Origin of the sequence: Erythrobacter cryptus DSM 12079 (genome assembly GCF_000422985.1) — a bacterium.
Classification (GTDB): domain Bacteria; phylum Pseudomonadota; class Alphaproteobacteria; order Sphingomonadales; family Sphingomonadaceae; genus Erythrobacter; species Erythrobacter cryptus.
Genome location: NZ_AUHC01000008.1, coordinates 120,799 through 139,511 on the forward strand (window position 1 = coordinate 120,799; position 18,713 = coordinate 139,511).

The following is an 18,713-nucleotide window of genomic DNA, read 5'->3' on the forward strand; positions in this document are numbered from 1 at the left end:
AGCCGCAGGATGGACAGGGGCAGCCAGCTGATCGATCGCTCGGCCACGAACCGCAGCGCGCCCTCGAGCCGCAGCGACCTGCGCCCCGCGCGACCGCAGCTCGCGCTGGTGAGTCCGCAGCTCAGACTCGGCCTGCCGCAGGAGGCTGCGCCTGTCGATTGGTATGAGGGCCTTGCGCGGCTGGTCGCCTGGCTTGGCATCACGGTCGAATTTGTTCCGTCCGCACCCGAGGGGCGGCTGGCGCGCATGGCCGAGTGGGTGCGTCCTGGCGCCGCAATTGTGGAGTTTGCGCCCTGGCTCGGCTGGGCGCCGAGCGCCTTCCAGCACGGTGGCCTGCCGATCCTGCCGCAGGCACACTGGGTGGCAAGCTATCTGCACGAACAGGGTCGCGGGGTCATGGCGGCTCCGGGCGCCGTTGATCTGGCACTGCTCTCGCCCCATCCTGCCGGTTGCAGTGCCGATGAGGCTGGCATGCCGCCGCTGCCACGCCCGGCGGTGCTGCGGGCGATGATCGAGTCGCTGCGCGCCGAGGGCCGTCAGAAACTGGCGATCATTGTTCACGCACGCCAGCGCAACGCGATGACGCTTCAGCTGCACGCGCAGCGATCAGGCCTTGCCGGCGCAGGGCTGGCGATCAGCGTGCTTGCCATTGAGGAAGCGCTCGCGTCGCTCAGCGACGGCGGAACCTGCTGGGACGCGCTCATCGCCGTGCCTGATCTGCGCAGCATCGTCTTTACCCTGCTTGCCCGCGCGCACGGGATTGCCGGGCCCTGGCCAATGCTCTGGCATGGCGGGCCGCGCGGTTGCGGCCTGCTGCGCATCACCACCGAGGGCTCGGGCGAGGGCAGGCTGCACCCCGCGCTCGATGCGCCAGCCTTGATCCAGGCGCTCGCCCTCGCGCTCGATCGCAGCGGCGCCCCCGGCGCCGCGCGGCGCCTGCACGAGGCCTGGGCCCGGGCCCGCGCCCATGGCCTTGCCACGCCGACGCGGGCGGTCGAGGCGCCCTATGTCAACACTATAGAGGATGCCCGCCTTGTCGCCATGCTGACCGAGACCTTGCCGACCAGCCAGCGTTCGGTGCAGCCCTGGCGCGCGCTCGCTGCCGAGCCTTCGGCACCCGTCGGGAGCCGTTCGGTCGATCTGCGCCTTGTTCAATCACAGCCCTGACCCTCAACCCTGCCAGCCAAGGATTGCCCCATGCCCAGCCGCAAGATTGTCGCCACTGAACTCGCGCATGTGCTTCGCCAGATCTCACACCCCGATCGCATCCGCCTGCTGCTCAAGCTCCAGGGGGGCGATCAGACCGTGAACGAACTCGCCGACCAGCTCGAGATCACTCCCACCCGGGTGTCGCAGCATCTGGGCGTGCTGCGCGCGATCGCGCTGGTCGAGACCGAGGCACTCGGGCAGCGGCGCGTTTATCGCCTGGCCCAGCCCGAACTGGCGCTGTGGCTGATCGAGGGGATCGATTTCGTCGCCCATCGCCTCAGCCGCGCCAGCGCCAGCGACATCGAGCAGGCCAAGCGGCTGTGGCGCGAGGAGGCGGCCGCAACCGTCACCTGACGGCTGCAAACGCGGTCCGTGTGCGGTTGGGGGCGCTTATGCCGCGGATCTGTGCGTGAGGCTGGGGATGGCAACCTTGCTGGGATCCCCGGCACGGCGTCCATAGCGTTCGACCAGCTCGCTCCATTCGACGATCAGTGTGCCGCCGGTCGACTGGTGCAGCTTCTCCCAGGAGGAGAGCATTTCAAGGCAGGCATGGTCGATATAGTCGAGCTTCTCGACATGGATGTGCACTTCCGAGCCGAAGGGCGCATTTTCGAGCACCTGGGAGAGCTGCGGGATCGAGAAGAAGGTTGCTGAACCGGTCAGCCACAGATCGATGCGGTTGGTCGCTTCCTCGCGCGTGGTCCTGATCTCGAGGTGCGAGAAGGTATAGACCAGCTTGAGCGTCGCCAGCACGAAACCGAGGATCACCCCGGTCAGCAGATCGATGGCAACCACGCCGATGAGCGTGACAAAATAGATCGCCAGTTCCTGCCGTCCGAACTCGGCGATCTTGCGGATCTGCGCGATGTTGATGAGCTTGTAGCCGGTGTAAACAAGGATCGCTGCCAGCACCGACGTCGGGATGGCGTTGAGCACGAAGGGGAAGGCAACCACCGCAAGCAGCAGCCAGGCGCCGTGCAGGATCGCCGAGAGACGCGTGGTTGCCCCAGCCTCGACATTGGCGGCCGAGCGCACGATCACCCCGGTGAGCGGGAGGGCGCCGAGCGCGCCGCAGAGGAGGTTGCCGATGCCTTGTGCGCGCAGTTCCTTGTCGTAATCGGTGCGCGCGCCGATGTGCATCTTGTCCACGGCGGTGGCGCACAGCAGGGTCTCTGCACTGGCGACGAAGGCGAACACCAGGCCCAGCGTGAGGATCGCCGGATCGGCGATGCCGGCCAGGGCCTCGGGCGTGGGAATGTTCAGCCCGCTCGCCAGGGTTTCCGGCAGCGCGACCTGCGCGATCGGCAGGGCAAAGGCGAGCGCGAAAAGCGTCCCCGCGATCACCCCGATCAGTGGCCCGGGGATGAGCGCCATCCGCTTGGGCCGGAAGCGGTTCCACAGCACGATGCTGGCGATCGTCACCAGACCCGCCATGGCGGCAAGGTGATGCACCGAACCGTCCATCGGGAAGACCTTGATCACCGCCTCCGGGATCGCCGCGAGGTTGCGCAGGCCGCTGGCGCGCGGGGCATCATCGAGCATGACATGGATTTGCGAGGCGAGGATCAGCACCCCGATGCCGGCCAGCATCCCGTGGATCACCGAGGGCGAAATCGCCCGGAACCATTGGCCGAGGCGCAGCACCCCGGCGAGCACCTGGAGTGCCCCGGCGAGCAGCCCCACCACGCCAAGCATGACGAGGCCATGTTCCTGCACCAGCTGATAGACCAGCACCGCCATGCCCGCCGCCGGGCCGCTTACCTGCAGCGGCGATCCGGCGAGTGAACCGACCACCAGCCCGCCGATGATTCCCGTCACCAGGCCGAGCGCAGGCGGGGCGCCGGAGGCAATGGCAATGCCCATGCACAGCGGCAGGGCAACCAGAAACACCACGATCGAGGCCAGCACATCGCGCCCCAGCGCGGCGGGCGTCGGGGTGGCAGAGGCTTGCTGGGTCATGATCGCGGCTCCGGGGGTGAAAGGGCAGGCCCAGGGGGCAGAAAATCAGCAGGCGTGGCGGTGCAGCACAGTGGCAGCGAGATCGGATGCATAGCGCTCCTCAACCGGCAGCCAGCGACCGGCGGTCTCGTCATAGGCAGAGACCGCGCCGGTCTTGATGTCATAGACCCAGCCGTGAAGCTGAAGCGCCTTCTGCGCCAGCGCCACCGCCACGGTAGGGTGGGTCTTGAGGTGCTGGAGCTGCAGGATCACGTTCTGCTCGAGCAGCATGCGCATCTTGGCCTCGGGATCGAGCCCGGCGCCGAGCGCCTCGACGATGTCGACCGCGCCCTGGGCATAGCCGAGCCATTCGCGCACATGCGGCAGGTTGGTGAGCGCGGCGCGGTTCATCGCCCCCTTCATCGCCCCGCATTCGGTGTGGCCGCAGATGACGATATGCGGGATTTGCAGCGCGCCGATGGCAAATTCGATCGAGGCCGTCATCCCCCCGGTCTGGTTGGTGTGCGGGGGCACGATGTTGCCGGCATTGCGGCAGATGAACAGCTCGCCGGGATCGGTTTGCGTGAGCATCGCGGTCTCGATCCGGCTGTCGGAGCAGGTGATGAACAGCGCCTCGGGGCTCTGGCCGATTGCGAGGCGCTCGAACAGCTCAGCCTTCTCGGGGAAGACCTCACGCTGGAACTTGACCACGCCTTGGGCAAAATTGGGCATCGCAGATCCTTTCACTCGACATTGTGGTGGGGAGGCTGGGCGCTCCACAGGGCGCGGACGCGCTCGATATGTTCGGCTTCGCCCAGGCGGTTGCGGATATCGACGAAGGGAAGGGCGTCGAGGATCCAGGTGGCAAGCTGGGGATGGGTGAGGTGGTAGAAATGGCTGCGCCCGTTGCGTCGCTCCGCGACCAGCCGGTGTGCCCGCAGCAGCGCCAGATGCTGCGAGATCCGGGTGGATGGCAGTGCCAGCGCAGCGGCAAGCTCGCTGACGGTCTTCTCTCCTTGGCCCAGTTCCTCGATCAGGCGCAGGCGATCGGCATGGGCGAGCAGCCGCATCAAATCGGCAAGGTCGCGCGAGACGATCACCCGGCTGGGCATGAACCCTCCCCATAGATGCATAATTTTGCAGATATGCATTCATGAGGCTATGTGATAATGATGGGGCGGTCAACCCGCGATGGGCGAGGCGAGCCCCGGCCCGGTTCTCCGGCCCGTGGCGGGAGGTTCCGCAGCTGCCCATTGCGCCCGCGCCCGCGCCCGGCCAAAGCAGCGGGCATGGCGTTTCGCCCCGATCTCGTCCTGTTCGTGCGCTATCCCGTGCCCGGGCAATGCAAGACCCGGCTGATCCCGGCGCTGGGGGCCGAGGGCGCCGCCGCGCTCCACAGGCGCCTGGCCGAGCGCAGCGCCGCGGTGCTGCGCGCCGCCGGCGGGCCGGTGGTGATCGCCTATACCGGGGCGGACGAGGCCGCCTTTCGCGCCTGGCTGGGCCCGGATCACGCCTATGTCGCTCAGGCCGAGGGCGATCTTTCGGCCCGCCTCATTCCCTTTGCCGCACGCGCCCCGGTGATCTTTTTCGGCGCCGATACCCCCGATCTGGCGCCCGCCCATGTCACCGCGGCGGTGGCGGCGCTCGCCACGCACCCGGTGGCGGTCGGCCCGGCCGAGGATGGCGGCTATTATTGCCTTGCCTTGCGCGAACCCCGGACAGACCTGCTCACCGATATGCCCTGGAGCACCAGCGCGGTGCTGGGCGAAACCCTGCGCCGGCTCGCGGCGACCGGCACTCCCGTTGCGCTGCTCGAGACCCTCGCCGATTGCGACCGGCCCGAGGACCTTGCCCGCTGGCCGGGCCTCGCACCATGCTGAGCCTCACCATCCTCATCCCCACCTACAACGAGGAAGCGGCGCTCCCCGCCACGCTCGCGGCGCTCGACGCGCTCGATCCGGCGCCCGATGAGGTGCTTGTGGTCGATGGCGGCAGCAGCGATGCCACCTGCGCCATCGCCCGCGCGGCGGGCGTCATCTGCATAGTCGCGCCGCGCAAGGGCCGCGGGGCGCAGATCAACCACGGGGTTGCCGCAGCGAAGGGCACGATCGTCTGCGTGCTCCACGCCGATACCATCCTGCCGCGCGATGCGGTGGCGCTGATGCGCGCGGCGATGGCCGATCCTGCCACCGCGCTTGCCGGCTTCATGCCGCGCTTCGTCGGCGCGCGGGGCACGCGCTGGGGCTCGACCTTCCACAACATCATCAAGACCTGGTACATCCCGGCGCTGTTTTGCCCGCGGCTGTTCCTGCGCGGGGTGCGGCTCCTGTTCGGCGATCATGCGATGTTCTTCCGCCGCGATGATTTTCTGCGGCTCGGCGGCTGTGACGAACGCGCCCCGGTGCTCGAGGAGGCGGGGCTGTGCCTTGCCTTTGCCCGGATCGGGCGCATCCGCCTGCTGCCCCGCTGGGTGCTGACCTCGGACCGCCGCATCGCCGCCTGGGGCAGCTGGCGCGCCAACTGGATCTATTTCAAGGTCAGCGCGCTGTGGGCGCTGGGCGCGCGCGAGGAACTGGCCGCGCACTACCCCGACATCCGCTGAGCGGCTGGCGCGCGGCTCAGGCGCTGAGCACGTGGAGCTGGTAATAGCCGAGCGGGCCGCGGCGACTGGCGATCATCAGCCCGCGCGTCTGCGCGATGCGCCGCGCCGCGGCGGGCAGGCCCTCGCGCGGGCTGACATGGAACCTCGCCAGCCAGGCGCGCAGCAGCCGCGCGGCGGGGCGGGGCAGGCCGGAAAGATCGCCGAAATCGACCACGTGCAGCGATCCGCCCGGGGCGATGAGGCTGGCAGCCTGATCGAGCGCGCGCTCCCACTCGGGGATCATCGAGAGCGAATAGGACAGCACGATCCGCTCGAAGGCAGGTTCGCCGAGCAGCGCCGCGGCATCGAAGCTGCAGGCATCGCCTTGGCCAAGCCGCGCCTTGGGGCCGAGCGCGGCGCGCGCGCTCTTGAGCATCTCGGCCGAAATATCGAGGCCAAAAAGCCGCGCGCCCGGCCACGCCTTGCCCACCTTGGCAAGGTTGCGCCCGGTGCCGCAGGCCAGCTCGAGCACGCGCATCCCGGGGCGGGCATCAAGCCCGGCAATCAGCGTGTCGCGCCCGAACAGATAATATTTGCGTGTGAGATCATAGATATGGCGCTGGCCGCGATAGATCTCGTCCATCAGCGCGGCGTGCGAAGAACCGCGGCTTGCCATCACGCCAGCTCATAGACATGCACGCCGCCATAGATCGAGGAGCGATCGCGGCGGGTGAGATCGGCGGAAAGCGCCTCAAGATAGCGCCATTGCGACAGGATCGCATGGTCGAGCCGGCCGGGCAGCAGGCTCGGCTCGGCCGCGGTGCGGAACAGCACCCGCGCGCCGGGGCGGCTGGCACGGGTGATCCGGCTCCAGAGCTGATCGAGCTGGGCATTGTTCATCCAGTCCTGCGCATCGAGCAGCACGAAGCGGTCGATGCTCGCCGGTTCCTGCGCGCCGATCCAGTCCACCATATTGGCGCGGGTCACGGCGATCCGGTCGATCCGCGCGCGCATCGCCTCCCAATTGGCGCGCTGGAGATAGGGCGGCAGCGGCGCGCCCTCGGCCCGGCTGTAGCCGCGGCCAAAGGCCTGCCAGGCAAAGTAATTGTCCTTCATCGCAAAGTCGCAGGCGAGCTTTTCCAGCCGCCGCCGCAGCACCTCGGCCATGCGTTCATCGCCCGCAAGGTGCGCGAACTGCGCCGGAGGGATGCCGAGGCCGAAAAGCGAGGCCGGCTGATCGGTGAGCCAGCGGATGAAGCGCTTGTCGAACACCGGGGCAAGCTCGCGCGCGAACACCGCGCGCTGCTCCTCGAGCGTCTCGGCGGCGAGCAGCTTGCCAAGATCGATCTTGTAGAGCCGGGCAAAGACATGGGCGAGGCCGATGAAATTGCCGAGCAGGCCCTGCTTGTAGAGCCCCTTGGTGAAATAGGAGATGCGCCGCCGCCCGCGGATGTCGCGCGCTTCCCAATAGGCGCGGCTTTCCGCATCGAGATGCGGGGCGATCATGGTGCGATAGACCTCGGCATTCTCCTTGTGATCGGCTTGGGCGAAGAAGCGGTGGAAGCGCTCGTAATTGGGCAGGTGGCGGATCGCCGCGATCTTGAGCCGCCCGAGCGCCACATGCGCGCGGTTGAGATCGACCGCGGTGACGCTGGCTGGCCCGGCGGTGAGATAGGACAGCGCGTTGCAGCTGCCGCTGGCGATGCACATCACCCGGCTTTCGGGCGTGATCGCGAGGCCATCCATATCGACCACCGGGTCTTCCCAGATCTGGGCATAGACAAGCCCGCGGAAAGCCAGGGCAAAGGCCTTGTCGAGCAGCTTGTCGCCAAGCCCTGCCTCCTTGCGCACCACCGCATCCTCGATGATCCGCTTCGCCTGTGTTGCCATGGCCTGTCGGGGTTCCTTGTGCCTGAGGTCAGGCGGCGGTCATATGTGCCGCTCATGTCGGCAATGTGACGCTTTCCACAGGCCTGTTGGTTGCCGCGATGGTGGCGGCAAAGGCGGCTGGATCGGCATTGCCGCCGGTGAGCATGATCACGCTGTGCTCATCCACCGGCACCTTGCCCGCCAGCGCCGCGGCGAGCGCCGCCGCCCCGCCGGGCTCGAGCACCAGCCGCAGCCGGGCAAAGGCAAAGGCCTGGGCGGCGCGCACCTCGTCATCGCTCACCGTCACCCCCGGTTCGGCCCGGCCCGCAAGCACGGCAAGATTGATCGGATAGGTCGCGGGCGGCTGGAGCGCATCGCAGATGGTCTTGGGCGCATCGGGGCCGGCCTCGACGATCCGCCCGGCGCGGAGCGCCTGGCCCACCATGTCCCAGCCCTGCGGCTCGACGATGTGGATCGCGGCTTGCGGCGCGCCGAGCGCAAGCCCTGCGGCCAGCCCCCCGCCGCCGCAGCAGGCAATGATGCGCGAAGGCGCGCGCCCCAGTTGCGCGGCGATCTCGATCGCGGCCGAGCCCTGCCCCTCGATCACCCAGGGGTCGGCAAAGGCATGAACCAGCGTGCCGCCTTTCTCGCCGATGAGGCGCGCGGCCACCTGGTCGCGGTCTTCCTCGCCGCGGCGGTAGAGCACCACCTCGGCTCCGAGCGCGCGGGTGCCTTCAAGCTTCACCGCCGGGGCATCATGGGGCATGACGATGGTGGCGACGATCCCCAGCCGCCGTGCCGCCCAGGCCACGCCCTGCGCGTGATTGCCCGAGGAGACCGCCACCACCCCCGCGGCGCGCTCCGTGGGGCTGAGGGTGGAGAGCCGCCACCACGCGCCCCTGATCTTGAAGGCGCCGATCGGTTGCAGGCTCTCGGCCTTGGCCCAGGCGCGCACCCCGCCGATCTCGAGCGGCAAGAGCGGGGTGGGCGGCAGGATCTGCGCGATGGCCCGGGCGGCGGCGCGCACGCCCTCGGCGTCTGGCGTTCGGCTCTGGCTCATGGGCATTGGTCCTCAAGGTTGGGCCTGCGATCATCAGGCCCGCCGGCTGCGATCCCGAAAAGCGGTTCCCACAGCTCGGGCCAATGCTCTAAGGCGCGGGGCCGGATTCGTTTCACGAAAGGTTTTCGTCATGTCGCCAGCCAAGTCCAGCACGGTTCTCGTCATCGGCGCGGGCGGGGTCAGCTCGGTGTGCGTGCACAAGATGGCGTTCAACCCCGAGATCTTCCCCGAAATCCACCTCGCCAGCCGCACCAAGGCCAAGTGCGACGCGATCGCCGCCTCGGTCAAGGCGCGCTGCGGTCGCGACATCGCCACCTACGAGATCGATGCCGAGGAAGTGCCGGCGATGGTCAACCTCATCCGCAAGGTTCAGCCCGGCCTCGTCGTCAACCTCGCGCTGCCCTATCAGGACCTGCCGATCATGGAGGCCTGCCTTGCCGCCGGGGTCGATTATCTCGACACCGCCAATTACGAGCCCAAGGACGAGGCCAAGTTCGAATACAAGTGGCAATGGGCCTATCACGATCGTTTCCGCGAGGCCGGCCTGATGGCGCTGCTCGGCTCGGGCTTCGATCCCGGGGTCACCTCGGTCTTCACCATGTGGCTTAAAAAGCACAAATTGAAGACCATCCGTCAGCTCGACATCCTCGATTGCAACGGGGGCGACCACGGCCAGCACTTTGCCACCAACTTCAATCCCGAAATCAACATCCGCGAAGTTACCGCCCCGGCGCGCCACTGGGAGAAGGGCCAGTGGGTCGAGACCCCGGCCATGTCCACCAAGGTCGCCTTCGACTTCGAGGGCGTGGGGCAGAAGAACATGTATCTCATGTATCACGAGGAGCTTGAAAGCCTCACCCGCTTCGTCCCCGAGCTTGAGCGGGCGCGCTTCTGGATGACCTTTGGCGATCAATACATCAACTATCTGACCGTGCTGCAGAATGTCGGCATGACCAGCATCGAGCCGGTGAAGTTCCAGGGCCGCGAGATCATCCCGCTGCAATTCCTCGCCGCGGTGCTGCCCAAGCCCGAAACCCTGGGCGAGACCACCAAGGGCAACACCAATATCGGTGTCATCGCCACCGGCGAGGCGATCGATGGCAGCGGCGAAAAGACGTTCTACATCAAGAACATCTGCAGCCATGAGGCGGCTTACGAGGAAACCGGCAACCAGGCGGTGAGCTACACCACCGGGGTGCCGGCCATGATCGGCGCGGCGCTGATGGTGCAGAACATCTGGCGCGGGGAAGGGGTGTTCAACATGGAGCAGATGGATCCCGATCCCTTCATGGAGATGCTCAACCGGCACGGCCTTCCCTGGACGGTGGAGGAGCTGCCAGAGCCGGTGGCGTTCTGATGCCTGCGGCCGGAGCGATCCTGCCCGTCATCCTGCTCGCGCTCGCGGCGGTGCTGATGAATGTTGCCTGGTATTATCACCTGAAGCAGCCTTCGCTCGGGCTGCTGGCGGCGATCGGGCTCGCCTGGGGCATTGCCCTTGTCGAATATTGCCTGGCGGTGCCGGCCAACCGCATCGGCATTGCTCATTTCTCGCTCGCCGAGCTCAAGACCATCCAGGAAGTGCTCTCGCTCGCCGGCTTTGTCGTGGTTGCCTGGGTGCTGTTCGGCCAGGCCCCCGGCCCCAGCCAGCTTGCCGGCTTTGCCCTCATTGCAGGAGGCGCGTTCATGATCTTCAAGAGCCCGCTCGGCTGATGCAGACGAAGGCCGGCGATCCGGGCGCCTTTGCCCATTTCGATCTGGCGCGGGTGGATAGCCCCGCCTTCGTTGTCGATGCCGCGAAGCTGCGCGCCAATTGCCGCGTGCTTGCCGCGGTGCGCGATGCCGCGGCGGCCGAGGGCGGGGATATCCGCATCTTCGCCGCGCTCAAGGCCTTCAGCATGTGGGCCACCGCGCCGATCATCGGCGAATATCTCGATGGGGTGGCGACCTCAGGCCTGTGGGAAGCGCGCCTTGCCAGCGAGTTCTATGATGGCGAGATCGCTACCTATTCGGCCGCCTTCAAGCCCGAGGATCTGCCCGAGATCTGCCGCCTGTCCGATCATCTGATCTTCAATTCGCCCTATCAGCTCGCCCGCGCCCGCCCGATCCTTGAGCAGGCGGCAGCGAGCGGGGCGCGGGTGAGCCTGGGCTTGCGCGTCAATCCGCAGGTCGCCACCGGAGAGGTTGCCAAATATGATCCTTCCGCCCCCGGCTCGCGCCTCGGCTTTCCGCTCGACCAGCTTCTGCCCGAGCATCTGGAAGGGATCGAGGGCATCCACTTCCACAACCTGTGCGAGCAGGATTTCCTCCCGTTGCAGACGACCTGGGACCGGGTGTTCGATGCGATCGAGCCCTATTTCGACCAGCTCAAGTGGATCAACATGGGGGGCGGCCACCACATCACCCGCGCCGATTACCAGCGCGCCGAACTCGTCCAGTTCCTCAAGGATGCCGCGGCCGACACCGGCTGCCAGATCATCCTCGAGCCGGGCGAGGCGGTGGCGCTCGATGCCGGGATCCTGGTAGGCACGCTGCTCGACACCCACGAGAACGGGGTGATGGTGGGCATCACCGACATCTCGGCCACCTGCCACATGCCCGATGTGCTCGAGGCGCCCTATCGCCCGGCGATGCTGGGCGAGCGCGACGATCCGGCGATCGCCCCGATCAGGCTCGGCGGGCCCTCGTGCCTCGCGGGCGATGTGATCGGCGATTATCGCCTGCCCGTGCCGGCCGAGCCGGGGGCGCGCTTTGCCTTTCTCGATCAGGCCCATTACTCGATGGTCAAGACCAATACCTTCAACGGCGTGCCCTTGCCCTCGATCTGGCTGTGGGACAGCGAGACCGACGCGCTCGAATGCATCAAGCGCTTCGCTTACGAGGATTTCCGTGATCGGCTGAGCTAAGCGGCCGGCATGGCCTTCACCGGGCTGCCGCGCTCGTTCTGGTTGATCGCCAGCGCGAGGCCGGTGAGCGCGGTGAACTGCGCCACCGTGCGTTCCACGCGCTCCGCGTCGTTGCGGGGATCAAGACCGCCGCTTTCGAAGCGGTTGCCACCTTCGACCACGACCACCACATCGCCCTCGGCAAACAGGGCGCGAACCTGCTCGCTGGCAAAGGCACTTTCGAGCCTCAGCAGATGCTCGACATAGGCGGGGTGGACCAGCACCCGCGCTTCGACCTGATCGTCGCTGAACAGGGCAAAGGTCTCGGCAAAATCGGGGTGCACCTGATCGATCCGGTCGAGCTGGTGGCCGTTGAAGGTCAGTTTCTCGGGGATCGCGCCAAGGCCCATCAGGCCCCGCTTGCGGCCGGTGCGTTCGAGCAGTGTGGTCGATCGGAACGGGCGACCAAAGGCCATGCGGATGATCGCGCCGCGAAACACCTCGTTCCAGTCGTCATGCTTGTCCCGGTCGCGGCGCCGCTCGTGCAGCACGGCCTCGTAGAGCCGGAAATCATGGCCGGCAAGGCTGCCTTCCCAGCAATCCTCGATAACGGCACGGTCATGGTGCGGCACCAGGCCAAAGACATGCGCGCGCTGCAGCTCTGCGCCGGGGCTGGCCCGGAGCTGGTAGGAGACGCCGAAATGCTTCGCGATGGCGGAATTGATGGCGTGCTTGACCTGCTGCCTGACCTTGGCCGACGCGAGAAGAACCCAGACAAGCCCCAGAACCAGCGCCATGGCTGTTACCAGCGCTTTCACTTCCCAGGGCAGCATCGGCGCCCACCACAACAGCCCGAGCAGTGGCACCAGGATCACCGCGGCGATCACGGCGCGCCTGCGTGACCTATGCCTTGCGGCGGCGCGCTGGCCATCCTGCCCGGCCAGCCACGCGCCGAGCTCACCCTGCATGATTGCCTCAATATCGCTCTTCATGATCTTCCCCCCAAATACCAGTTGCTATAGTGAACATGGTTTGAGGTTGAGGTAAAGGGAGGCAGAATGGACACAATCTGGTGGGGCGTGCTTGCGATCTTCGTAATCGGGCTGCTGATTGTTGTTGGAATTTACAACAAATTGGTGCGCTTGCGGCAGGCCGTGCGGCAGGGTGTTGCCGATATTGATGCGCAGTTGCGCCAGCGGCACGATCTCATCCCCAATCTGGTCGAGACCGTCAAAGCCTATGCCGGACACGAGGCGGCCACGCTCGATGCGGTGATCGCGGCGCGCAGCGCGGCGGCCAGCGGGGCACCCGCATCCGGCACTGAGCGCAAGCTCAAGGCCGCGCTCGGCAATCTGCTGGCGCTGGGAGAGGCCTACCCCGATCTCAAGGCCTCGGCCAATTTCCAGGCACTCCAGCGCGAGCTTGCCGATGTCGAGGACAAGCTCGCGGCAGCCCGGCGGGCGCTCAATGCCGCCGCAGCGCGGTTCAATGCCGCGCGCGAATCATTTCCGGCAATCCTTGTCGCCGATGTCCTCGGCTTTGCTCCGGCCGATTTTCACCGGCTCGACGACAGCGAGCAAGGCAACCTCGATCAGACGCCGCGCGTGGCCTTCTGAGGCGCGCAAGCAAGCCTACCCAAGCCTCTGAAAAGCGGCTTGTTCCTGTCACATTCCGATCGTCTTCGGGCGGCGTGGTGGCGGCTGTCTTCAAAAAGTAACATTTCGCCGGGCCGCATGCGATTTTTCGTTTGCATTTCCCCCCCCAGACCCTAAATGCGCGCTTCCGCTGCCCCATGGGGACTTCCAAACCGCAAGGCAGCTTGTCGTTTTATGGTTTCAACAAACCGTTTTGGGGGTCCCTTGAGTTGCACATCTATCCTGACGCACGCGCTGTAGTCCGCGACCTTCGTCCGGACGAACCCGTCATCCTCAACCGCCCGCACGCGGCGCGGCGCGCTGCCCGCTTCTTCGTCGAGAAGTTCCCGGGCAAGGTGCTCTACGCCGTCAAGGCCAACCCGGCGCCCGATCTCATCAAGGTGCTGTGGGAAGCGGGCATCACCCATTTCGATGTCGCCTCGATCGCCGAGGTGCGGCTGGTGCGCGCTCTCCTGCCGGAGGCAGTGCTGTGCTTCATGCACCCGGTCAAGACCGCGGCGGCGATTGCCGAGGCCTATTTCCAGCACGGCGTGCGCACCTTCAGCCTCGACAGCTTCGAGGAGCTGGAGAAGATCATCGCCGCCTGCCGCAACCCCGAAACCGGCGCGCCGGCGCGTGACCTCAGGCTGTGCGTGCGGCTGCGCGTGTCGAGCGAATATTCCGAGCTCAGCCTCGCCTCGAAGTTCGGCTGCGACCTGATCGAGGCGCCGCGGCTGCTCCAGCAGGCCCGCCAGCACTGTGACTGGCTGGGGGTGTGCTTCCATGTCGGCAGCCAGGCGATGACGCCTTTCGCCTATGTCCAGGCGCTCGATCGCACCCGCGCGGCGATCGCCGAGGCCTCGGTGGTGATCGACATGATCGATGTCGGCGGGGGCTTCCCGAGCGCCTATCCCGGGCTCGAGCCGCCGCCGATGGAGGATTATTTCACCATCATCGCGCGCCACTTCGAGGCCCTGCCGATCGCCTACAACGCCGAGCTGTGGTGCGAGCCGGGGCGTGCGCTTTCGGCCGAATACAGCTCGATGATCGTGCAGGTGAACAAGCGCCGCGGCGAGGAGCTTTACATCAATGATGGCGCCTATGGCGCGCTCTACGATGCCGCCCATGTCGCCTGGCGCTTCCCGGTGCGCGCGCTCGGCGAGGATCTCATCGAGGACAATCTCGATTTCGCCTTCTACGGGCCGACCTGCGATGATGCCGATTACATGAAGGGGCCGTTCCCGCTTCCGGCGGACATCCAGGCGGGCGACTATATCGAGATCGGCATGCTCGGCGCCTATGGTGCGGCGATGAAGACCGGGTTCAACGGCTTCGGCGCGGCCGAGCAGGTGATCGTGGCGGACGAGCCGATGATGAGCCTGTTCAACGGCACGCGCAAGCGCGAGGCGGCCGACAACGTGGTGAGCCTGCGGCTGACGTGATCGCGGGTGGAGGCTTGCGGCGCGCGCCGCTTGTCTCCACCATTACCGCCATGTCGCTTGCGCTCTACGCCCTTGCCGCGCTCGCCGAGATCGCCGGCTGCTTTGCCTTCTGGGCCTGGGCGCGCGGCAATGCCTCGCCGCTGTGGCTGGTGCCAGGGCTGGCGAGCCTGGTGCTCTTTGCCTTTCTGCTCACCAGGATCGAGGTCGATTTCGCCGGGCGCGCCTATGCCGCTTATGGCGGGATCTACATTGCCGCGAGCCTTGCCTGGCTGTGGGCGGTGGAAGGGACGCGGCCCGATCGCTGGGACGTGATCGGCGCCGTGGCGTGCCTCATCGGCGCCGCGATCATCCTGTGGGGCCCGCGCACAGGCCTGGGCTAGGCCTCAATCAAACCCCACGAAGCGCGCCGCCTCGGCGACGCTGCGGCGTTCGCTCACCACGGCGTTGGCAGGAAAGTCGGGATCGGGCCAGCCCATCGCCACCGCCTTCATGATCACCTGATCGTCCGGGATGCCGGCATGTTCGCGCACCACCGGGCTTTGCATGATCCCTTGCGAATTGATCACGCAGCCCAGCCCCTTGCTCCAGGCGGCGTTGACCAGCTGGGTGGTCACCGCGCCGCAATCAAAGGCGGTGTCGTCCGAGCCCGAAAGCGCGCGGTCATAGGTGATGATGATGCACACCGGCGCATCGAACTGGCGAAAGCCGCGCAGCACCCAGTCCTGCCGGGCTTCCTGGTCATCGCGGGCGATACCCATGGCGCCGAACAATTGCTTGGCCACCGCGATCTGGCGTTCGCGGTGCACACCCGCGAAGGGCTCGCCGCGGCGGAACTCGCGCGAATCCGGGTATCCGGCAAGGATGCGCTCGGTGTTGCCCTGGCGGATGCGCGCGAGCGGCGCGCCGGTGATGACGTGGAAGTGATAGGGCTGGGTGTTCATCGAGCTTGGCGCGCGCATGGCGAGCGCAAGCACCTCCTCGATCAGCGCGCGCGGCACCGGCTTGTCGAGATAGCCCCTGATGCTGCGCCGCCCCAGCACCACCTCGGCATAGGTTTGCTCAGGGTTTCCCCCCATCCGCGCTCTCCCGAATCTGCTTTGGCAGCAAGGCTTAGCCGAGAGGCGGGCGCCGACAAAGGACGCTACGGCAGGGCGGGGGGCAGGGGCGCAAGACCGCCTGGCAGCGCGCGATCACGCCGCCTTGCGCAATTCCAGTTCGAGCCGGTCCCAGATTTCCACCAGCGCGGCTGTCAGCTCGTCCATCATCGCCTCGGTGTGCATCGGCCCGGGGGTGAAGCGCAGCCGCTCGGTGCCGCGCGGCACCGTGGGGAAGTTGATCGGCTGCACGTAAATGCCGTATTCGGCCAGCAGGATGTCGCTGATCTTCTTGGCGCGCACCGGATCGCCCACCATCAGCGGCACGATGTGGGTGACGCTGTCCATCACCGGCAGGCCCGCTTCGGCAAACTTGAGCTTGAGCAGGGCGGCGGCGCGCTGCTGCGCATTGCGCTCGACGCTGCTCTCCTTGAGGTGCCTCACGCTCGCCAGCACGCCCGCCACCAGCACCGGCGACAAGGAGGTGGTGAAGATGAAGCCCGGCGCATAGGAGCGGATGCAATCGACGATGCGCGCCGAGGCGGCGATATAGCCGCCCATCACCCCGAAGGCCTTGCCGAGCGTGCCTTCGATGATGTCGATCCGGTGCGCCGCGCCGTCGCGTTCCGAGATGCCCCCGCCGCGCGCGCCATACATGCCCACCGCGTGCACCTCGTCGATATAGGTGAGCGCGTTGTATTTCTCGGCGAGGTCGCAGATCGCGTGGATCGGGGCGACATCGCCGTCCATCGAATAGACGCTTTCAAAGGCGATCAGCTTGGGGGCCTTGGGATCCTCGGCGGCGAGCAATTGCTCAAGATGGGCCACGTCATTGTGGCGGAACACCCGCTTGGCGCAGCCCGAATTACGGATCCCGGCGATCATGCTGGCGTGGTTGAGTTCGTCGGAAAAGATGATGCAGCCGGGCAGCAGCTTGGCGAGCGTCGAGAGCGTCGCATCGTTCGAGACATATCCGCTCGTGAACAGCAGCGCCGCTTCCTTGCCATGGAGGTCGGCCAGCTCGGCCTCAAGCTCGACATGGAGGTGGGTGTTGCCGCCGATATTGCGGGTGCCGCCCGAGCCAGCGCCCACATCATGCAGCGCGGCTTCCATCGCGCCGATCACCTTTTCGTGCTGGCCCATGCACAGATAGTCGTTGGAGCACCACACGGTGATCGGCTTGGGGCCGTTGTGTCCGTGAAAGCAGCGGGCGTTGGGATAGGCGCCCTTGTTGCGCAGGATATCAATGAAGACGCGGTAGCGGCCTTCCTCGTGCAGCCGTTCGATCGCCTGGTCGAAGATCTGATCGTAATTCACGTCGCGCGTCTCTTTGCCCTTGGCGCGCGGTCGGCCCGGCGCTCATCCTGCCTCGTCTTGCCGTGTCCGCCCCCAAACGCGCGGGCGTCCGGATTGTTTCGGCGGTATTTAGGGGCGCGCGCGCGCTTTTGCCACAGCGATCTTTGCGAGCCGCTCGCAAGCGCTGCTGCGGCCTAGAATGCCTCTGCCGAGGCAAAGCCGCGCGCGGCGAGCGCCGCCTCGAGCCCGGCGGCACCGGCAAGCGGCCCGGTGACGATGAAGCGATCCGGCCCGGTGCGGGCAAAGCCCTGGCCCTGGGTCAGCGCGGCGATGCGCCGGGCGATCCCGGTCGCGCCGTCGATCTGCGTCACGTTCGGGCCGAAAGCCGCGGTGAGCTCCTCCCCAAGCAGGGGGAAATGGGTGCAGGCCAGCACCAGCACGTCCAGCCCCTCGGCTCCCGGCATGGCGAGGAGCCGGGCCTTGACCGCGGCGATCAGCGCCGGATCGACCGTACGCCCGCGCAGCTTGGCTTCGGCCGCGCCCACCAGCTCGGGCGCGGCGATGCGCAGCAGGCGCTTGTCGGCGGCAAAGCGTGCCTCGAGATCATCGACATAGGCCTGGCGGATGGTCGCCTCGGTGCCGACCAGCCCGATCGTGCCGCTGCGGGTGAGCGCGGCGGCGGGCTTGATCGCGGGCACGGTGCCGACGATCGGGATCTCAAGCACCTCGCGCACCATGCCGAGCGCGATCGTGCTGGCGGTGTTGCAGGCGATGCAGGCAAGGCGCGGCTGCCAGCGCTCGGCCATGCGCCCGAGCAGCCCGGCCACGCGCGCGGCGATCTGCGCCTCGGTCTTGGAGCCATAGGGCAGGCCGGCAAGGTCCGCGGCATAGATCACCGGGGCATCGGGCAGCAGCTTGCGCAGGGCATCATAGACGGTGAGCCCGCCGACCCCGGAATCGAACAGCAGGATGGGCGAGGCAGGATCGGGCGGCACGCGGTCTCCATGGCGGCACGCGGGGCGCTCCGGCCTTGGCGTGCTTTTCTTTTCGCGCCCGGGCATTAGAAGATGCGGCAGGGTTTCAGCAAGCACAGAGCAGGGAGGATGTCTTGGACTGGCTCATTGCCGCGGTGATCGGCTTTCTGTTGGGCTCGGTGCCCTTCGGCCTCATCCTCACCCGCGCGGCGGGGCTGGGCGATGTGCGCAAGATCGGCAGCGGCTCGATCGGCGCCACCAATGTCCTGCGCACCGGCAACAAGGGCCTTGCCGCGGCCACCGTGCTGCTCGATGCCGGCAAAGCGGTTGCTGCGGTGCTGCTGGCCCGGCACTTCCTGCCCGGCAGCGAGGCCGTGGCCGCGGTTGCGGCCGTGGCCGGGCATTGCTTCACCCCGTGGCTTGGCTTCAAGGGCGGCAAGGGCTTTGCCAGCGCTGCCGGTGTGCTCGCGGTGCTGGCCTTCCCGGCCTTCTTCGTCTGCGCGATGATCTGGACGGCGAGCATTGCCTTGAGCCGCATTTCCAGCCTCTCCTCGCTCGTCAGCGTCACCGCCGCGCCGCTGGTGGCCTGGGGCATGGGCTTTGGCGCGGCGCTCGCGCCGCTGATTGCCATTGCCGCGATCGTGATCGTCCAGCACCGCGCCAACATCGGCCGGCTGCTGCGCGGGCAAGAGCCGCGCATCGGCGCCGCGCCCGGGGCCTGAAGGCAGCGCCTG

21 protein-coding genes are annotated in these 18,713 nt (G+C 67.2%); 11 read left to right on the top strand and 10 right to left on the bottom strand.

Going from position 1 to position 18,713, the window contains the following annotated elements; translation table 11 throughout:
- Positions 1–9: 9 nt before the first annotated feature.
- Together G524_RS0106665 and G524_RS15190 are read left to right on the top strand one after the other, a co-directional pair.
- A complete protein-coding gene (locus G524_RS0106665) occupies positions 10–1,167 on the top strand; it encodes a hypothetical protein (protein WP_027443021.1) in 1,158 nt (385 codons plus the stop codon).
- Positions 1,168–1,197: 30 nt separating this feature from the next.
- Positions 1,198–1,563, top strand: coding sequence for an ArsR/SmtB family transcription factor (locus G524_RS15190; RefSeq protein WP_036857573.1), 366 nt, complete (start codon positions 1,198–1,200; stop codon positions 1,561–1,563).
- Between the two features lie 36 nt (positions 1,564–1,599).
- Here the strand turns inward: G524_RS15190 and G524_RS0106675 are convergent, their stop codons facing one another.
- From G524_RS0106675 to G524_RS0106685, 3 genes are read right to left on the bottom strand one after another with little or no spacing between them, the layout of a single operon-like run.
- Positions 1,600–3,168, bottom strand: a complete 1,569-nt coding sequence (locus G524_RS0106675) for a SulP family inorganic anion transporter (protein WP_027443022.1) — start codon at positions 3,166–3,168, stop codon at positions 1,600–1,602.
- 45 nt (positions 3,169–3,213) lie between these two features.
- Positions 3,214–3,879 (bottom strand): carbonic anhydrase, encoded by a 666-nt coding sequence (locus G524_RS0106680; RefSeq protein WP_027443023.1) that lies wholly within the window; start codon positions 3,877–3,879, stop codon positions 3,214–3,216.
- A gap of 11 nt (positions 3,880–3,890) precedes the next feature.
- Positions 3,891–4,259: an ArsR/SmtB family transcription factor gene (locus G524_RS0106685; protein WP_027443024.1), complete on the bottom strand. Its 369-nt coding sequence runs from the start codon at positions 4,257–4,259 to the stop codon at positions 3,891–3,893.
- Between the two features lie 177 nt (positions 4,260–4,436).
- Here G524_RS0106685 and G524_RS0106690 point away from each other — a divergent pair, with 177 nt between their 5' ends.
- Positions 4,437–5,027 (top strand): TIGR04282 family arsenosugar biosynthesis glycosyltransferase, encoded by a 591-nt coding sequence (locus G524_RS0106690; protein WP_027443025.1) that lies wholly within the window; start codon positions 4,437–4,439, stop codon positions 5,025–5,027.
- Positions 5,021–5,749, top strand: a complete 729-nt coding sequence (locus tag G524_RS0106695) for a glycosyltransferase (protein WP_027443026.1) — start codon at positions 5,021–5,023, stop codon at positions 5,747–5,749. Before G524_RS0106690 ends, G524_RS0106695 begins: the two co-directional genes overlap by 7 nt.
- A 16-nt stretch (positions 5,750–5,765) precedes the next feature.
- Here G524_RS0106695 and G524_RS0106700 read toward each other — a convergent pair whose 3' ends face one another.
- The 3 genes from G524_RS0106700 to G524_RS0106710 are packed head-to-tail and all read right to left on the bottom strand — an operon-like array spanning position 5,766 to position 8,663.
- Complete coding sequence (locus tag G524_RS0106700; protein WP_027443027.1) at positions 5,766–6,404, bottom strand: class I SAM-dependent methyltransferase; 639 nt, start codon at positions 6,402–6,404, stop codon at positions 5,766–5,768.
- Positions 6,404–7,618: a BtaA family protein gene (locus tag G524_RS0106705; RefSeq protein WP_027443028.1), complete on the bottom strand. Its 1,215-nt coding sequence runs from the start codon at positions 7,616–7,618 to the stop codon at positions 6,404–6,406. Before G524_RS0106705 ends, G524_RS0106700 begins: the two co-directional genes overlap by 1 nt.
- Before the next feature lie 52 nt (positions 7,619–7,670).
- Positions 7,671–8,663 (bottom strand): threonine ammonia-lyase, encoded by a 993-nt coding sequence (locus G524_RS0106710; protein ID WP_051220955.1) that lies wholly within the window; start codon positions 8,661–8,663, stop codon positions 7,671–7,673.
- Between the two features lie 124 nt (positions 8,664–8,787).
- Here G524_RS0106710 and G524_RS0106715 point away from each other — a divergent pair, with 124 nt between their 5' ends.
- The 3 genes from G524_RS0106715 to G524_RS0106725 are packed head-to-tail and all read left to right on the top strand — an operon-like array spanning position 8,788 to position 11,560.
- Positions 8,788–10,014: a saccharopine dehydrogenase family protein gene (locus G524_RS0106715; protein WP_027443030.1), complete on the top strand. Its 1,227-nt coding sequence runs from the start codon at positions 8,788–8,790 to the stop codon at positions 10,012–10,014.
- Positions 10,014–10,367 (top strand): DMT family protein, encoded by a 354-nt coding sequence (locus G524_RS0106720; RefSeq protein ID WP_027443031.1) that lies wholly within the window; start codon positions 10,014–10,016, stop codon positions 10,365–10,367. The genes G524_RS0106715 and G524_RS0106720 overlap by 1 nt, the downstream gene beginning before the upstream one ends.
- Positions 10,367–11,560, top strand: coding sequence for a carboxynorspermidine decarboxylase (locus G524_RS0106725; protein ID WP_027443032.1), 1,194 nt, complete (start codon positions 10,367–10,369; stop codon positions 11,558–11,560). Before G524_RS0106720 ends, G524_RS0106725 begins: the two co-directional genes overlap by 1 nt.
- On the opposite strand, the gene G524_RS0106730 is transcribed toward G524_RS0106725, so the two are convergent.
- Positions 11,557–12,531, bottom strand: coding sequence for a DUF3137 domain-containing protein (locus G524_RS0106730; RefSeq protein ID WP_027443033.1), 975 nt, complete (start codon positions 12,529–12,531; stop codon positions 11,557–11,559). The genes G524_RS0106725 and G524_RS0106730 overlap by 4 nt on opposite strands.
- A gap of 66 nt (positions 12,532–12,597) precedes the next feature.
- On the opposite strand from G524_RS0106730, the gene G524_RS0106735 reads away from it, so the two are divergent.
- From G524_RS0106735 to G524_RS0106745, 3 genes are all read left to right on the top strand, one after another.
- Positions 12,598–13,155, top strand: a complete 558-nt coding sequence (locus tag G524_RS0106735; protein ID WP_027443034.1) for a LemA family protein — start codon at positions 12,598–12,600, stop codon at positions 13,153–13,155.
- Positions 13,156–13,403: 248 nt separating this feature from the next.
- Positions 13,404–14,615 (top strand): type III PLP-dependent enzyme, encoded by a 1,212-nt coding sequence (locus G524_RS0106740; RefSeq protein WP_027443035.1) that lies wholly within the window; start codon positions 13,404–13,406, stop codon positions 14,613–14,615.
- Between the two features lie 50 nt (positions 14,616–14,665).
- Entirely contained in the window at positions 14,666–14,995 is a 330-nt protein-coding gene (locus tag G524_RS0106745) for a YnfA family protein (RefSeq protein WP_027443036.1), read from the top strand.
- A 3-nt stretch (positions 14,996–14,998) separates the two neighbouring features.
- Here the strand turns inward: G524_RS0106745 and G524_RS0106750 are convergent, their stop codons facing one another.
- The 3 genes from G524_RS0106750 to murI form a co-directional block, all read right to left on the bottom strand.
- Positions 14,999–15,691, bottom strand: a complete 693-nt coding sequence (locus G524_RS0106750) for a nitroreductase (protein WP_027443037.1) — start codon at positions 15,689–15,691, stop codon at positions 14,999–15,001.
- A gap of 114 nt (positions 15,692–15,805) precedes the next feature.
- Positions 15,806–17,026, bottom strand: a complete 1,221-nt coding sequence (gene hemA / locus G524_RS0106755) for a 5-aminolevulinate synthase (RefSeq protein ID WP_027443038.1) — start codon at positions 17,024–17,026, stop codon at positions 15,806–15,808.
- Positions 17,027–17,199: 173 nt separating this feature from the next.
- Entirely contained in the window at positions 17,200–18,000 is an 801-nt protein-coding gene (murI, locus tag G524_RS0106760; RefSeq protein ID WP_027443039.1) for a glutamate racemase, read from the bottom strand.
- Positions 18,001–18,113: 113 nt separating this feature from the next.
- On the opposite strand from murI, the gene plsY reads away from it, so the two are divergent.
- Positions 18,114–18,701, top strand: coding sequence for a glycerol-3-phosphate 1-O-acyltransferase PlsY (plsY, locus tag G524_RS0106765; protein ID WP_027443040.1), 588 nt, complete (start codon positions 18,114–18,116; stop codon positions 18,699–18,701).
- The last annotated feature ends 12 nt before the right edge of the window (positions 18,702–18,713 follow it).

Bases quoted from the DNA above. Each gene is read 5' to 3' on its own strand.
- G524_RS0106665 (WP_027443021.1), top strand. From the start codon at position 10: ATGGACAGGGGCAGCCAGCTGATCGATCGCTCGGCCACGAACCGCAGC.
- G524_RS15190 (WP_036857573.1), top strand. From the start codon at position 1,198: ATGCCCAGCCGCAAGATTGTCGCCACTGAACTCGCGCATGTGCTTCGC.
- G524_RS0106675 (WP_027443022.1), bottom strand. From the start codon at position 3,168: ATGACCCAGCAAGCCTCTGCCACCCCGACGCCCGCCGCGCTGGGGCGC.
- G524_RS0106680 (WP_027443023.1), bottom strand. From the start codon at position 3,879: ATGCCCAATTTTGCCCAAGGCGTGGTCAAGTTCCAGCGTGAGGTCTTC.
- G524_RS0106685 (WP_027443024.1), bottom strand. From the start codon at position 4,259: ATGCCCAGCCGGGTGATCGTCTCGCGCGACCTTGCCGATTTGATGCGG.
- G524_RS0106690 (WP_027443025.1), top strand. From the start codon at position 4,437: ATGGCGTTTCGCCCCGATCTCGTCCTGTTCGTGCGCTATCCCGTGCCC.
- G524_RS0106695 (WP_027443026.1), top strand. From the start codon at position 5,021: ATGCTGAGCCTCACCATCCTCATCCCCACCTACAACGAGGAAGCGGCG.
- G524_RS0106700 (WP_027443027.1), bottom strand. From the start codon at position 6,404: ATGGCAAGCCGCGGTTCTTCGCACGCCGCGCTGATGGACGAGATCTAT.
- G524_RS0106705 (WP_027443028.1), bottom strand. From the start codon at position 7,618: ATGGCAACACAGGCGAAGCGGATCATCGAGGATGCGGTGGTGCGCAAG.
- G524_RS0106710 (WP_051220955.1), bottom strand. From the start codon at position 8,663: ATGCCCATGAGCCAGAGCCGAACGCCAGACGCCGAGGGCGTGCGCGCC.
- G524_RS0106715 (WP_027443030.1), top strand. From the start codon at position 8,788: ATGTCGCCAGCCAAGTCCAGCACGGTTCTCGTCATCGGCGCGGGCGGG.
- G524_RS0106720 (WP_027443031.1), top strand. From the start codon at position 10,014: ATGCCTGCGGCCGGAGCGATCCTGCCCGTCATCCTGCTCGCGCTCGCG.
- G524_RS0106725 (WP_027443032.1), top strand. From the start codon at position 10,367: ATGCAGACGAAGGCCGGCGATCCGGGCGCCTTTGCCCATTTCGATCTG.
- G524_RS0106730 (WP_027443033.1), bottom strand. From the start codon at position 12,531: ATGAAGAGCGATATTGAGGCAATCATGCAGGGTGAGCTCGGCGCGTGG.
- G524_RS0106735 (WP_027443034.1), top strand. From the start codon at position 12,598: ATGGACACAATCTGGTGGGGCGTGCTTGCGATCTTCGTAATCGGGCTG.
- G524_RS0106745 (WP_027443036.1), top strand. From the start codon at position 14,666: ATGTCGCTTGCGCTCTACGCCCTTGCCGCGCTCGCCGAGATCGCCGGC.
- G524_RS0106750 (WP_027443037.1), bottom strand. From the start codon at position 15,691: ATGGGGGGAAACCCTGAGCAAACCTATGCCGAGGTGGTGCTGGGGCGG.